Source organism: Nocardia sp. NPDC003482 (genome assembly GCF_053588115.1).
In genome coordinates, this window is record NZ_JBSFPI010000009.1 from 162148 (window position 1) to 175871 (window position 13724).

The 13724-nt window shown below is 70.4% G+C and carries 13 protein-coding genes; 4 read left to right on the top strand and 9 right to left on the bottom strand.

Going from position 1 to position 13724, the window contains the following annotated elements; all coding sequences use genetic code 11:
• Window positions 1-55: 55 nt before the first annotated feature.
• Window positions 56-847, bottom strand: coding sequence for an META domain-containing protein (locus ACWDSJ_RS16310; RefSeq protein WP_450032743.1), 792 nt, complete (start codon window positions 845-847; stop codon window positions 56-58).
• A gap of 52 nt (window positions 848-899) precedes the next feature.
• Here ACWDSJ_RS16310 and ACWDSJ_RS16315 point away from each other — a divergent pair, with 52 nt between their 5' ends.
• Window positions 900-2516: an MFS transporter gene (locus ACWDSJ_RS16315; protein ID WP_450032745.1), complete on the top strand. Its 1617-nt coding sequence runs from the start codon at window positions 900-902 to the stop codon at window positions 2514-2516.
• Between the two features lie 51 nt (window positions 2517-2567).
• Complete coding sequence (gene secG, locus ACWDSJ_RS16320; protein WP_387365745.1) at window positions 2568-2801, top strand: preprotein translocase subunit SecG; 234 nt, start codon at window positions 2568-2570, stop codon at window positions 2799-2801.
• Here the strand turns inward: secG and ACWDSJ_RS16325 are convergent.
• Entirely contained in the window at window positions 2788-3894 is a 1107-nt protein-coding gene (locus ACWDSJ_RS16325) for a YbfB/YjiJ family MFS transporter (RefSeq protein WP_450032748.1), read from the bottom strand. The two genes, secG and ACWDSJ_RS16325, sit on opposite strands and share 14 nt — an antisense overlap.
• Window positions 3895-3964: 70 nt before the next feature.
• Between ACWDSJ_RS16325 and ACWDSJ_RS16330 the strand changes: the two genes are divergently transcribed.
• Window positions 3965-4798 (top strand): LysR family transcriptional regulator, encoded by an 834-nt coding sequence (locus ACWDSJ_RS16330; RefSeq protein WP_450032750.1) that lies wholly within the window; start codon window positions 3965-3967, stop codon window positions 4796-4798.
• On the opposite strand, the gene ACWDSJ_RS16335 is transcribed toward ACWDSJ_RS16330, so the two are convergent.
• Window positions 4749-5645, bottom strand: a complete 897-nt coding sequence (locus tag ACWDSJ_RS16335) for an SDR family NAD(P)-dependent oxidoreductase (RefSeq protein WP_450032751.1) — start codon at window positions 5643-5645, stop codon at window positions 4749-4751. The two genes, ACWDSJ_RS16330 and ACWDSJ_RS16335, sit on opposite strands and share 50 nt — an antisense overlap.
• 96 nt (window positions 5646-5741) lie before the next feature.
• Between ACWDSJ_RS16335 and ACWDSJ_RS16340 the strand changes: the two genes are divergently transcribed.
• Window positions 5742-6683: an alpha/beta fold hydrolase gene (locus tag ACWDSJ_RS16340; RefSeq protein ID WP_450032979.1), complete on the top strand. Its 942-nt coding sequence runs from the start codon at window positions 5742-5744 to the stop codon at window positions 6681-6683.
• Here ACWDSJ_RS16340 and ACWDSJ_RS16345 read toward each other — a convergent pair.
• From ACWDSJ_RS16345 to tkt, 6 genes are all read right to left on the bottom strand, one after another.
• Entirely contained in the window at window positions 6667-7212 is a 546-nt protein-coding gene (locus ACWDSJ_RS16345) for a nitroreductase family protein (protein WP_450032753.1), read from the bottom strand. The genes ACWDSJ_RS16340 and ACWDSJ_RS16345 overlap by 17 nt on opposite strands.
• Window positions 7209-7946 (bottom strand): 6-phosphogluconolactonase, encoded by a 738-nt coding sequence (gene pgl, locus ACWDSJ_RS16350; protein WP_450032755.1) that lies wholly within the window; start codon window positions 7944-7946, stop codon window positions 7209-7211. Before pgl ends, ACWDSJ_RS16345 begins: the two co-directional genes overlap by 4 nt.
• Window positions 7939-8847, bottom strand: a complete 909-nt coding sequence (gene opcA, locus ACWDSJ_RS16355) for a glucose-6-phosphate dehydrogenase assembly protein OpcA (protein ID WP_387365766.1) — start codon at window positions 8845-8847, stop codon at window positions 7939-7941. Before opcA ends, pgl begins: the two co-directional genes overlap by 8 nt.
• Window positions 8844-10316 (bottom strand): glucose-6-phosphate dehydrogenase, encoded by a 1473-nt coding sequence (gene zwf, locus ACWDSJ_RS16360; protein WP_387365769.1) that lies wholly within the window; start codon window positions 10314-10316, stop codon window positions 8844-8846. Before zwf ends, opcA begins: the two co-directional genes overlap by 4 nt.
• Before the next feature lie 93 nt (window positions 10317-10409).
• On the bottom strand, window positions 10410-11540 hold the full coding sequence (tal, locus tag ACWDSJ_RS16365; RefSeq protein WP_450032758.1) for a transaldolase: 1131 nt from the start codon (window positions 11538-11540) through the stop codon (window positions 10410-10412).
• Window positions 11541-11545: 5 nt separating this feature from the next.
• Window positions 11546-13690, bottom strand: coding sequence for a transketolase (gene tkt, locus ACWDSJ_RS16370; RefSeq protein ID WP_450032759.1), 2145 nt, complete (start codon window positions 13688-13690; stop codon window positions 11546-11548).
• Window positions 13691-13724: the final 34 nt, after the last annotated feature.

Consider the following 13724-nt stretch of genomic DNA (forward strand, 5'->3'; position numbering starts at 1 on the left):
CCAATGATGTTGTCTCGCAGCGCCCGGCGGGCCGGAATCCCGCCGTCGCCGCCGATCAGTGATCGGCGGTCAGCACGAGACCGGTGCCGTTGCCGTCGTTGCGCAGGGTGAGCGTGTCGCCGTCGACGGTGGCCGTGGTCTTACCGTCCAGGGCCTCGAGCACCTGTCGTTCGACGTCCATCACCTCGGGTTCGCACAGCATGCGGGTGGTGGCGAGCCGGAAGGTGATCTCCCGGTCGCCCGCCGCGATCTCGGCCGTTCCGCTCAGGTGGTTGCAGCCCGCGCTGCCCGCGACCCGATTGTCGGTGCCGATGGTCAGGGTGGGTTTCGCGTGTTCGAGGGCCTGCGAGGTGACCTGTCCCTCGGGACGCAGCAGCGTGGTGACGGTCCATTCGGTCTCGGTCAGCGGCCGGTTGGGCCGGGCGACCCGCTTGTCGAGGAGGGCGACCGTGCTGCCGTTACCGGTCAGGGTGAGCGTGTCGCCGTTCAGTTTCCAGGTCGGCGCGGATTCCAGCAGGCCCGTCTGCCAGCCGTCGGCTCCCGCGCGGTCGCCGAGGCACGCCATCATGGTCGTCGCGAGGCCGGAGATCCGCAGGACGTCACCGTCGAAGGACACCGGCCCGCCGCTGGTGTTGCAGCCGGAGCGCGCGGAGACGCGGCCGTCGGTGAAGGTGAGTTCGAGCGGACCGCCGCCGGGGATGGGCGTGCCGTCGACCTCGGTGGAGACGTAGGCGTGGCCCATCGGCGTCGGACCGGTCGAATCGTGCGAGCCCGAGTCCGTGGAACAGCCCACCACCGCCGTCGCCAGCGTCAGGACGAGCACCCAGCGCAGCAGCGTTGCCGACATGTTGCCATCGTAGCGGCGATTGGCCCGGATCCCGGCTGGCTAGGCTCCCGATATGGCCGCACCCCCGATCGCTCCCGCCTCCACCTGGGCGCCCTTGGCGTCGCGCGTGTTTCGCGCGCTGTGGATCGCCCAGCTGGTGTCCAATCTCGGGACCTGGATGCAGACGGTCGGCGCGCAGTGGTTGCTGGTCGAGGAGCCGAACGCCGCGACGCTGGTCTCGCTGGTGCAGACCGCGACGACCCTGCCGGTGATGCTGCTGTCGATTCCGTCGGGAGTGCTCGCCGATCTGCTCGACCGGCGGCGGCTGCTGATCGGCGCGCAATCGGCGATGGCGGTCTGCGCGTTGGTGCTCGCCGGGGTGACGGCCGTCGGGCGGATCACCCCGGCGCTGCTGCTGACGCTGCTGTTCCTGCTCGGCATCGGGCAGGCCATGACCGCGCCCGCGTGGCAGGCGGTGCAGCCGGAGTTGGTGCCGCGCAACGAGATTCCGGCCGCGGCGGCGCTGGGCAGTATGAGCAACAATATCGGCCGCGCGGTCGGGCCCGCGATCGCGGGCGTGCTGGTGTCGCTGGTCGGGCCGACGCTGGTGTTCGCGGTGAACGCCGCCTCGTTCGTTGGGGTGGTGGCCGTGCTGGTCCGGTGGCGGCGGCCGGCGGCCGATCAGGATCTGCCCGCGGAACGCCCGTTCGCGGCCTTGCAGACGGGATTGCGGTTCATTCGCGCGGCGCCCGCGATCCGGCGGGTGCTGCTGCGGTCGATCCTGTTCATCGGCCCGGCGAGCGCGTTGTGGGCGTTGCTGCCGGTGGTCGCACACGCGCGCCTCGGGTTGTCGTCGTCGGGGTACGGTCTGCTGCTCGGCGCGCTGGGCGTGGGCGCGGTGGCCGGGGCGACCCAATTGACCTGGCTGCGAAGGACATTGAGCCCGACCCGGCTGCTGGCGTTGGCGGCGGTGCTGTTCGCGGTGGCGACGCTCGCGGCGGCCAGCGTGCCCGTCGCGGGAATCGTGTTGGTGGCGTTGGTGTTCGGTGGGTTCTCCTGGTTGACCGCGTTGTCGACGCTGAACTCGACGATGCAGTTGCTGTTGCCGGGGTGGGTGCGGGCGCGGGGGCTGTCGGTGTATCAGCTGGTGTTCATGGGCGGGCAGGCCGTCGGTTCGCTGGTGTGGGGTGTGGTGGCGGGGTCGTTCGGGGTGACGGTCGCGCTGTGGTGCGCGACCGGCCTGCTGGCCTTGTGCGCGCTGACCACGGTGTGGCTGCCGGTGCGGGTCACCTCTCTGGACACCACGCCCGCCGCCTACTGGCCCGAACCGGTGCTGGAGTTCGAACCCGAACCCGAGGACGGCCCGGTGCTGGTGCTGGTGACCTATCACGTACCCGCCGCGGCGGCGGCCGATTTCACCTCGGCCATGGCGCGGGTGGGCCGGTCCCGGCAGCGCACGGGCGCGATGGAATGGCGTCTGTACCGGGACGTGGGCGTGGCCGACCGCTATATCGAGGCGTTCGTGGTGCGTTCGTGGGACGAGCACATGCGTCAGCATCAGGTCCGGCTCACCGCCAACGACCGGCTGGCCGAACAACGCGTCGGGGAGTACACGACGGGGGAGAGTCACACCCTGCATCTGGTCGCGGTGCGACCGGTGCAGCCGGTGCGGACCTGGCGGCGCGGATGATTGCCATGGCTGCTGCGGAACCGGCGCGGGCGGGGACCTAAACTGTCGGGCATGCGCATGTTCCTGGATATCCTCCTGATCATCACCAGCGTGCTGCTGGTGCTGCTGGTCCTGTTGCACCGGGCCAAGGGCGGAGGGCTGTCCAGCCTGTTCGGCGGCGGCGTGCAGGCGAGCCTGTCCGGATCCACCGTCGTGGAGAAGAACCTCGACCGCATCACGATCTTCATCGGCCTGATCTGGATCATCTCCATCCTCGGCATCGGCTTCGAGATCAAGTTCTCCTGATCGTCAGCGCCACGCCGGTCGCCGCCGCGAGCACGACGGCGGCGATGGCGAAGGCCGCGGTGTAGCTCGTGCCCAGGACAGGCGTCACCACCAGCGGCCCCAGCACCTGACCCAGCCCGTATCCGGCGGTCAGCGTCGCGGCCGCCCCCGCACCCGCGAGGTCGTCGCCGATCTCGATCGCGAGCATCGTGATGCCCATGAACGTGGCCCCGAACAGCGCCGCGGACACGAGCGCCGGGACCGCGCCGGGCGACAGCGCGGGCAGCAACGCCGAGAAGAACTGCAAGACGAGCGCGAAGACCATGGCGCGCAACGGCGTTCGTCGCCGGGCCAGCACACCCCACAGCACCGTCGCCGGGGCCGCGGCCACGCCGACGACGACCCACAGGGTCGTGCCGAGGGTCGCGTCACCGACGGCGGCCACGAGGAATGTGCCGATCACGATGTAGCCCAGGCCCTCCAGGAAGTAGGCGAGCAGCAGCGCCCGCCACGCCCGGACCGAACGGGTGGTGCCGGCCCGCGCCCGGCGACCCGGCACGATATCGAGCGCCAGCGCCGGTGCCAGCAGCGCGGCGGTCAGCACGGCCGACCCCAGCCACAGTGCCTGCCATGACACGAGCGGCCCGAATACCAGTGCCAGCGCTCCGGTCAGCGCGATCCCGCAGCCGACGCCCGCGAAGGTGATCCCGGCCGCGCGCCGCCGATTCTCGTGCCGCGCCGCTATTCCCGCACACCCGATGAACACCACCGCGCTCGCGACACCCGCGACCAGCCGCAGCATCGCGGGCACGAGCGGCGGCGCGGGCCAGGCCATCAGCGCCTCGCTCAGCACGAGCGCGACGGCGGCGACCCGAAAGGTGTTGCGGCCGTGCCATTCCGGACGACGAGCCAGAACGACCGCCCCGATCAAGTAGCCCGCGTAGTTGGCCGCCGCGATGAGCGCGCCCGCCCGCGCGTCGATCCGACCGGCGTGAATCATGACCGGCAGCAGCGGCGTGAAGGCGAACCGCCCGATCCCCATGGCGGCCGCCAGCCCCGCCGAGGCACGGAACGCGGGGGCGAGCGAATCCGGGCGGGTCGGCACAATCGTCACACCACTCGACGGTAGGGATCCGCGACGGCCGAGAGAAATGCTTTCCGGGCACCGTGTATACGCTGAACGCATGGATCTGGAGTTGCGGCACCTGCGCGCCTACCTGGCCGTGACGCGCGAACGCAACTACACCCGCGCCGCCGAGCGCCTGCACATCACCCAGCCGTCGCTGACCCGGACCATCCAGCAGCTCGAGCGAATCCTGGACTGCCGCTTGATCGAACGCACCTCGCGCCGCTTCACCCTCACCGCCGAGGGCGAACACTTCCGCGCGGTCGCCCAACGCCTGCTCGCCGACCTCGACACGGCCGTCGCGGACCTGCACCTGCGTTCCGCGGTCTCGATCGGCTTCTCCTGGCTCCTGCCCGACACCTGGTTCGCCGCCGCCCGCACCCGCTTCGAGGCCCTCGGCGGCCACGTCGAGATCCGCCGCGTCGACGACCCGATCGCCGCCCTCCAGTCCGGCGCGGTCGACATCGCGCTCCACCGCCGCGACTCCCGGCTGCCCGCCCAACTCGCGAGCCGCGTGATCGGCGTGGAGCGACGCCTGCTGGCGGTGTCGATCCGCTCACCCCTCGCCCGCCGCCCCGACCTGCGCTGGTCCGACGCCGCCCACTACCCCCTCGTGGCCAACACCATCACCGGCACCACCGACGAAACCTCCTGGCCCACAGCACCTCCCGGCCGCACCGTCGTGCACTGCACCAACTTCGACGAATGGATCGAGCTGATCGCCGCCGACCGCGGCATCGGCGGCGTCCCCGAACTGGCCCGCACCCGAGCCCCCCACCCGGGCGTCGTCTACCTGGACGTCCCCGACGCCCCACCCTCCCGCGTCCGCCTGGTCTGGCGCGTCAAGCCCGCCCCTGCCCGTTCGGTGCGGCGCTTCCTGGATGTGGCCTGAGTTCCTCGGGTTCGGCGAGGGGCATCCGGCCGTCGATGTCGGTGAAGCCGTACTCGGCCGCCAGATGGGCGACACGCCAGGGCTTTCCGGTGCGGGTGCGGCGGTCGGGGGCGGTGGCGAGGGCGACGACCGCGCGGCCGGGGAAGTGGGGGGTTTCGGCGTCGGCGAGGTCGAAGGTGCCCTCGCCGGGGAGGGTGATCAGGCGGCGGCCGTCGGGGCCGGGCGGAACCATCTGCAGCAGTTCGGTATTCACGATGCCGGGCCAGAGGGAGACGACCGTGACGTCGGTGGAGGCGAGGTCGTGGGCGAGGTCGGCGGTGAGACGGTCGACGGCGGCCTTGGCGACGCCGTAGACGGCGTTGTGGGTGTAGTGCTCCGCGCCGGGGGAGGAGATGTTGACGATCAGGCCGCCCGATTCGATCAGCAGCGGGGCGGCGTGGAAGGCGGCGACGTAGTGGGAGCGGACGCCGATGTCGAAGCTCTCGTCCCACGCCCGCGGCGGCACCTCCCAGAACGGCTTGCCGAGCCAGCGGGCCGAGGCGGGGGAGTTGTAGACATTGTTGACCAGGATGTCGAGACGGCCGTGATCGCGGCGGATCGTGGCGAACAGCTCCGCCACCGCCGCGTCGTGCCGGTGATCGCAGACATACGGGATCCCGACGCCGCCGAGTTCGGTTGCGCGCGCGGCGGTTTCGGCGACCGTGCCCGGCAACCGGCCCGGCGCGTCCGTGCGGCCGGTGACGTACACGGTCGCGCCCGCGGCCCCCAATTCCAGGGCGATGCCCTTGCCGATGCCGCGGCTGGCTCCGGTGACGACCGCGACCCGGTCGGCGAGTATTCCGTTCACGACTCCGGGACACTACCGTGAAATGAGAACACGTTCTAGTACTCGGGAGGCGGAGTGGAGCCGACACAGCGGTTCGTGGACACGGGCGAGGCGCGGATGCGCGTCGTCGAACAGGGCCGGGGCTTCCCGGTGATCCTCTGTCACGGCTTCCCGCACGGCTGGTACGTCTGGCATCGGCAACTGCCCGCGCTGGCGGCCGCGGGCTACCGGGCCATCGCCCCGGATCTGCGCGGCTACGGTCGCACCGAGGCTCCCGAAGGGGTGGAGGCGCACACCAATCGCGCGGTGATCGGCGATCTGCTCGCGCTACTCGACGACCTCGGGGCCGAGCGCGCGGCGTTCGTCGGCCTGGACTTCGGCGCGCAACTGGTGTGGGAGCTGGCGTTGCGCGCCCCGGAGCGGGTGGCCGGGATCTTCGTGCTGAACAATCCCTACGCCCCGCGCCCGCCCAAGCCGCCGTCGGCGTTCTGGGTGAAGGCGTCCCAGCGGCACTTCCTGCATCTGGCCTACTTCCAGACCCCCGGCGTCGCCGACGCCGAATTGGCCGCGCGCCCAAAGGAATTCCTGGCCCGCGTGTTCTACTCCCTCAGCGGCGACTACCACTACCTCGACACCTGGAAGAACCCGCCCGGCCTCGGCTACCTCGACGTCCTCCCGCAGGCCCCGGCCTTCCCCTGGCCGTGGCTCGACGAGACCGAACTCGACACGCTCGCAACCGAATTCGAGCGCACCGGCTTCACCGGCCCGCTGAGCTGGTACCGCGCCCTGGACCGCAACTGGGAACTCACCGCCGACCTCCCCACCACCGTCGAGGTCCCCACCCACTTCCTCTACGGCGAGCACGACCCGGATATGGAGGGTTTCAGCGGCCGCGACCCGCTGACCACCATGCGCGCCCACGTCCCGGATCTCCGCGCGGTCGAAAAGGTCTCCGGCGCGGGTCATCTCGTGCAATGGGAACGCACCGAGGCGGTGAACGCCTTCCTCACCACGCACCTGGCGGCGCTGAACCTGCCGCAGGTCACGGAAGCCAGGTGAGCAGCTCCGCGACCGGCAGCCGTCCGACGGGAATCGCCGTGGGGGAGCCGCGGTTCTCGTCGTCGGTGTAGCCGAGGGCGATGGCGTGGCGGGGCAGCCAGCCCGGTGGCGCCTGGAGCAATTCGGCGGCCGCGCGGACGTTCTCGTCGGGATGGAAGCTGGTGACGCAACTGCCCAGGCCGCGTTCGTGCGCGGCGAGGCACAGGGATTGCGCCATGCGCCCGAGATCGAATTCGGTGTCGGTGTGGCCGTTGTCCTCCGACAGCAGCACCAGCACCAGCGGGGCGCGGCCGAGCAACATGGCGTAGTCGCCGAGCCGGGACAGCGCCGCGCGTTGCCGGGGATCGGTGACCGCGACGAACCGCCACGGCTGCCGATTGCGGGCCGATCCCGTCCACCGCGCCGCCTCGATGACCTCCTCGACGGTCACGCGCGGAACGGGATTGGGCCGGAAGTGCCGCACCGAGCGCAGCGTCGCGATGGCCGCCCGCACCGACCCGGCGTCCGCGAATTCGCTCGGCGCGCTCAACGGGCCGGTAGGTCCGACGCGGCCGCCTCGTCCAGCACCCAGGTCGTCGACTCGCCGCCGCGCGCGCCCGCCGACGGGACGTCCAGCGGCGACGCGCCCCCGATCGCCGCCGCCACGGCCGCGGCCTTGCCCGCGCCGCCGACGATCAGCACGACGTGCCGGGCCCTGTGCACGGCGGGCAGGGTGAGGGTGATCCGGACCGGCGGCGGCTTGGGCGAATTCGTCACGGCCACAACGAGTTCGTGCTCCTCGCGCACCGCGTCGGTGTGCGGGAACAGCGAATTGACGTGCCCCTCACCGCCCATGCCGAGCAGATGCAGATCGAAGGCGCCGTACGCGGCCAGATGGGCGTGCACGGTCGCCGAGTACTCCGCCGCCGCCTCCACCGGATCGGGATACTCACCGTCGGAGGTGGCGACCGGGTGCACCCGCGCCGGATCGACCGGCACATGATCGAGCAGCGCCTCGCGGGCCTGCCGGTCGTTGCGTTCGGCGTCGCCCGCGGGCACGAAACGTTCGTCGCCCCAGAAGATCTCGACCCGAGACCAGTCGATATCGCCCCCGAGTTTGCGGACCTGTTCGAGGGTGGCGATACCGGATCCGCCACCGGTCAGCACGACCGAGGCGACACCCCGATCGCGCTGGGCGGCGGTGACGACCTCCACGAACCGCCGCGCGGCGGCGACGGCCAGCGCGTCGGCGTCGGCGACGACCTCGATCCCGGGCTCACTCATAGACGACCCTTTCGATCCCGGCCAGCGCCTCGGCGTACACCTCGTCGGCGTCCAGCCGCCGCAGCTCCTCGGCGAGGCAGTCCTTGGTCTCCCTGCGCGCCAACGCGAATCGCTGATCGGGTTCGCCGGTGCGGGACAGGGTGGCGGTGCGCCCGGTCTGCGGCCGCGCGATGGCGATCGAGACCGTCGGGCGGTGCAGCTCCACCTTCAGCTCGCCGGTGCGCCGCCGCACCGGGCAGCCCAGCCGCGCGGCGAGCCAGCCCGCGAGCACGTCCAGCGCCGGTTCCTCCGCCAGCCCCGACACCGTCACCGATTCCACGGGTTCGAACGGCGGTTCGTCGAGCGCGGCGGCGAGCAGCGCGCGCCAATAGGTGATCCGGCTCCACGCCAGATCCGTATTGCCCGGCGCGTAGGAGTCCAGCCGCTTGCGGATCGTGCCCTGCGGATCGGCCGCGAAGGTGGCGTCGGTGATGCGGCGAATCGCCAAGCGCCCCACCGAATCCTTGGACGGGAACTCCGGCGCGCCGCGCGGCCACCACGCCACCACCGGTGTGTCGGGCAGCAGGAACGGGATGACCACACTGCTCTCGTGATTGACCAGATCGCCCTGCAACCGCAGCACGATCACCTCCGCCGCGCCCGCGTCGCCGCCCACGCGGATCTGGGCGTCGAGTTTGGTCTCGGCGAACCGGTCGCCGCGCGCGAGCACGATCACCCGGCAGGGATGTTCGCGGCTGGCGTCGTTGGCGGCGTCGATCGCCTCCTCGGCCTCGGAGGAGTCCAGCGTGCACACCACCAGCGTCAGCACCCGGCCCATGGCGATCACGCCGTTGCTCTCGCGCAGTTTGAGCAGGCGCTTGGCGACGTCCTGGGTGTTGGTGTCGGGCATGTCGACGATCACGGGCGCCGCCATTCCCGCCCGGTGCGGGCGAGCATCTCGTCCGCGGAGATCGGACCCCACGTGCCCGCCTCGTACGGTTCGGGCTTGCCGTCGGCCGCCCAGTGCTCGATCACGGGATCGAGGATGCGCCAGGACAATTCGACCTCCTCGTTGACCGGGAACAGCGACGGCACCCCGAGCAGCACGTCCAGGATGAGCCGCTCGTAGGCCTCGGGGGAGACCTCGGTGAACGACTCGCCGTAGCTGAAGTCCATGTTCACGTCGCGGACCTCCATGCTGGAGCCGGGCACCTTCGACCCGAACCGCATGGTGATGCCCTCGTCCGGCTGCACCCGGATGACCAGGGCGTTCTGCCCCAGCTCCTCGGTCATCTCGTGGTCGAACGGCAGATGCGGGGCGCGCTTGAACACGATCGCGATCTCGGTCACTCTGCGGCCCAGGCGTTTTCCGGTGCGCAGGTAGAACGGGACGCCCGCCCAGCGCCGGGTGTCGACGTTGAGGGTGATGGCGGCGTAGGTCTCGGTGCGGGAGTTGGGGTCGAAACCCTCCTCCTGCAACAGGCCCACGACCTTCTCGCTGCCCTGCCAGCCCTCGGTGTACTGCCCGCGCGCGGTCGTCTCGTCCAGCGGTTCGACCAGTTTCGTCGCCGAGAGCACCTTGATCTTCTCGATCTGCAACTGCCGCGGCTGGAAGCTGACCGGATCCTCCATCGCGGTCAGCGCCAGCAGTTGCAGCAGATGGTTCTGGATGACGTCGCGGGCCGCGCCGATGCCGTCGTAATAGCCCGCGCGCCCGCCCAATCCGATGTCCTCGGCCATGGTGATCTGGACGTGGTCGACGAAATTGGAGTTCCACACCGGCTCGAACAGCTCGTTGGCGAACCGCAGCGCCAACAGGTTCTGCACGGTCTCCTTGCCGAGGTAGTGGTCGATGCGGAAGACCGTTTCCTCGGGGAAGACCCGGTTGACGAGCGCGTTGAGCTCCTTGGCGCTGGCCAGGTCGTGCCCGAACGGTTTCTCGATCACCACCCGCCGCCACGGGGTGACCTTGCCCGGGGTGGGCGATTGCTGCTGGGCCAGGCCGGTACGCGAAAGCTGTTGCAGCACAGTCGGAAACGCGTTCGGCGGGATCGAGAGGTAGAACGCGTGATTGCCGCCGGTGCCGCGCTCCTGATCCAGTTGCTTCAGCGTGTCGGCCAGTTGGGTGAAGGCCGCGTCGTCCTCGAAGGTGCCCTGCACGAAGCGCAGCCCCTCCGCGAGCTGATCCCACACCTCCTGCCGAAACGGCGTGCGCGCGTGCTGTTTCACCGCCTCGAGCACGACCTCGGAGAAGTTCTCGTCGGCCCAGTCCCGGCGCGCGAACCCGACCAGGGCGAACGAGGGCGGGAGCAGCCCCCGGTTCGCCAGATCGTAGATGGCGGGCATCAGCTTCTTGCGCGACAGGTCACCGGTGACACCGAAGATCACCATGCTGCACGGGCTCGCGATCCGGGGAAGCCGCTTGTCCCGCTCCTCGCGAAGCGGATTCGCCGGTGCTGCCGATTCCTGGGGACCGGCCACGGGTCAGTTGCTCCCGGTGGTCTCGAGCTCGGACTTGGTCGCCGTGAGCAACTCGTCCCACGACTTCTCGAACTTCTCCACGCCCTCGCGCTCGAGGACCCGGAACACGTCGGGGATGTCGATGCCGACCGCGCTGAGCTTGTCGAATACCTCCTGGGCCTCGGCCGCGGTGCCGCTGACCGTATCCCCGCGCAGCTCACCGTGATCCGCGAACGCTTCCAGGGTCTTCTCCGGCAGCGTGTTCACCGTGTTGGGCGCGACCAGTTCGGTGATGTACATGGTGTCGGAGTAGTCCGGGTTCTTCACCCCGGTCGAAGCCCACAGCGGCCGTTGGCGATTCCCGCCCGCCGACGCCAGATGCTGGTAGGTCGAGGTGTGCGCGCCGCCGTCGAACACGTCCTGATAGGCCGCGTAGGCCAAGCGCGCGTTGGCGATTCCCGCCTTGCCGCGCAGCTCCAGGGCCTCGGGCGTGCCGATCTGCTCGAGTCGCTTGTCGACCTCGGTGTCCACCCGGGAGACGAAGAACGACGCCACCGAGTGGATGCGGGCCAGATCGTGCCCGGCGATGCGGGCGTTGCGCAGGCCGTCGAGGTAGGCGCCCATCACGCTGCGGTACCGCTCGACCGAGAAGATCAGCGTGACGTTCACGCTGATGCCCTCCGCGATCACCTTGGTGATGGCGGGCAGGCCCTCCTCGGTGGCGGGGATCTTGATGAACAGGTTGGGCCGGTCCACGATCTTCCACAGCTCGACCGCCTGGGCGACGGTCTTGTCGGTGTCGAAGGCCAGGCGCGGATCGACCTCGATGGAGACGCGGCCGTCGACGCCGTTGCTAGCGTCGAACGCGTCGGCCAGCACGTCACAGGCGGCGCGCACGTCGTCGGTGGTGATCGTGCGGATGGCCGCGTCCACGTCGGCGCCGCGGGCGGCCAGTTCCTTGATCTGATCGTCGTAGGCGTGGCCCTTGCTGAGCGCGCCCTGGAAGATCGTCGGGTTGGTGGTCACGCCGACCACGCTGCGGGTCGCGATGAGTTCGGCGAGGTTGCCGGACCGGATGCGGTCCCGCGACAGATCGTCGAGCCACACCGACACCCCCGCCGCGGACAGTGCGGCGAGATTCTCGTTCTGTGCCATGTCGCTTATCCCTTCACCTTGTCGAGTGAACGCCGGGCGGCCTCGATCGCGGCGTCGGTGGTGATGCCGAACTCACGGAACAGGGTCTGGTAGTCGGCCGAGGCACCGAAGTGCTCGATCGACACGTGCTCACCCGCGTCCCCGGTCAACCGGTACCACGGCATCGCGATCCCGGCCTCGATGGAGACCCGGGCGCGGACCGCGGGCGGCAGCACCTCGTCGCGGTAGGTCTGGTCCTGCGCGTCGAACCATTCCACGCACGGCATCGAGACCACCCGGGTTCCGATGCCCTGCTCCTCCAGCCTAGTGCGGGTCTCCACGGCGATCTGCAACTCCGAGCCGGTAGCGATCAGGATCACCTGCGGTGTGTCCGTGGACGATTCGGCCAGGATGTAGCCGCCCTTGCGGACGCCCTCGTAGCTGGTGCCCTCGAGCACCGGCAGGTTCTGGCGGGTCAGCGCCAGCGCGGAGGGGCCGTCGATGTGCGGGCCCTGCTTCGGGGTGAAGTGCGAGGCGCGCTCGGCGCTCTCCAGTTCGAGGATGGCCCGCCAGGCGTGCACGGTCTCGTTGGCGTCGCCGGGACGGACCACGTTCAGGCCGGGGATCGCGCGCAGGGCGGCCAGATGCTCGATCGGCTGATGGGTCGGGCCGTCCTCGCCGAGGCCGATCGAGTCGTGGGTCCACACGTAGATGGCCGGCACCCGCATGAGCGCGGCCAGCCGGACCGCGGGCCGCATGTAGTCGGAGAACACCAGGAAGGTGCCGCCGTACGGGCGCGTCGGGCCGTGCAGGGCGATGCCGTTGAGGATCGCGCCCATGGCGTGTTCGCGGACGCCGAAGTGCAGGGTGCGGCCGTACGGGTTGGCCTTCCACATGCCGGTCGAGATCGACTCCGGGCCGAAGCTCGGTTCGCCGGGCATGGTGGTGTTGTTGGATTCGGCGAGATCGGCCGAGCCACCCCACAATTCGGGCAGCACCGGGGCGAGCGCGGCGAGCACGTTGCCCGACGCCTTGCGGGTGGCCAGGCCCTTGGCGTCCGGCTCCCAGGACGGCAGGCCGTCGGCCCAGCCCTCGGGCAGCTTGCGCTCGTAGAGGCGGTCGAACAGCGCCTTGTTGTCCGGGTTGGCCTGCGCCCACGCCTCGAACCGGGCCTGCCAGGCCGCGCGCAGCGTCTTGCCGCGCTCGGCGGCGTTGCCGCGGGTGTGGGCGATGACGGCCTCGTCGACCTCGAAGGTCTTGTCCGGATCGAAGCCGAGGATCTTCTTGGTGGCGGCCACCTCGTCGGCGCCCAGCGCGGCGCCGTGCGCGGAACCGGTGTTCATCTTGTTCGGGGCGGGATAGCCGATGATGGTGCGCAGCAGGATGAACGACGGCTTGTCGGTGACGGCCTGCGCGTCGGCGATGGCCTTCTCGATCGCGACGACGTCCTCGCCGCCCTCCACGACCTGCACGTGCCAGCCGTAGGCGCGGTAGCGGGCGGCGGTGTCCTCGCTCAGCGCGATGGTGGTGTCGTCCTCGATGGAGATGCGGTTGTCGTCGTAGAAGACGATGAGGTTGCCCAGCTGCTGGGTGCCCGCGAGCGAGGACGCCTCGGAGGTGACGCCCTCCTCGATGTCGCCGTCGGAGGCGATGACGTAGACGAAGTGGTCGAACGGGCTGTGGCCCTGTTCGGCGTTCGGATCGAACAGGCCGCGTTCGCGCCGGGCGGCCATCGCCATGCCGACCGCGGAGGCCAGGCCCTGCCCGAGCGGGCCGGTGGTGATCTCCACGCCCGGGGTGTGCCGGTACTCGGGGTGGCCCGGGGTGAGCGAGTTCCACTTGCGCAGATTCTTCAGGTCGTCGAGTTCCAGGCCCACGCCCGCCAGATACAGCTGGATGTACTGGGTGAGGCTGGAGTGACCCGCCGACAGGACGAACCGGTCGCGCCCGGTCCAGTTCGGCTCGGTCGGGTCGAAGCGCAACACGCGCTGGTAGAGGGTGTAGGCCAGGGGCGCGAGGCTCATCGCCGTGCCGGGGTGACCGTTGCCCGCCTGCTGCACGGCGTCGGCGGCGAGAACGCGGACCGTGTCGACGGCTCGCGTATCCAGATCTGTCCAGTCTTCCGGGTGGTTCGGCTGGGTGAGGGCACGGATGTCGTCTGTGACTGACACGACCGGGATTCTCCTGACCTTCTCGTCATCGGTG

Excerpts from the sequence above, each read along its gene's own strand:
- ACWDSJ_RS16310 (WP_450032743.1), bottom strand. The coding sequence starts at position 847 with ATGTCGGCAACGCTGCTGCGCTGGGTGCTCGTCCTGACGCTGGCGACG.
- tal (WP_450032758.1), bottom strand. The coding sequence starts at position 11,540 with ATGGCACAGAACGAGAATCTCGCCGCACTGTCCGCGGCGGGGGTGTCG.
- secG (WP_387365745.1), top strand. The coding sequence starts at position 2,568 with ATGCGCATGTTCCTGGATATCCTCCTGATCATCACCAGCGTGCTGCTG.
- zwf (WP_387365769.1), bottom strand. The coding sequence starts at position 10,316 with ATGGTGATCTTCGGTGTCACCGGTGACCTGTCGCGCAAGAAGCTGATG.
- ACWDSJ_RS16330 (WP_450032750.1), top strand. The coding sequence starts at position 3,965 with ATGGATCTGGAGTTGCGGCACCTGCGCGCCTACCTGGCCGTGACGCGC.
- ACWDSJ_RS16315 (WP_450032745.1), top strand. The coding sequence starts at position 900 with ATGGCCGCACCCCCGATCGCTCCCGCCTCCACCTGGGCGCCCTTGGCG.
- pgl (WP_450032755.1), bottom strand. The coding sequence starts at position 7,946 with ATGAGTGAGCCCGGGATCGAGGTCGTCGCCGACGCCGACGCGCTGGCC.
- ACWDSJ_RS16340 (WP_450032979.1), top strand. The coding sequence starts at position 5,742 with ATGCGCGTCGTCGAACAGGGCCGGGGCTTCCCGGTGATCCTCTGTCAC.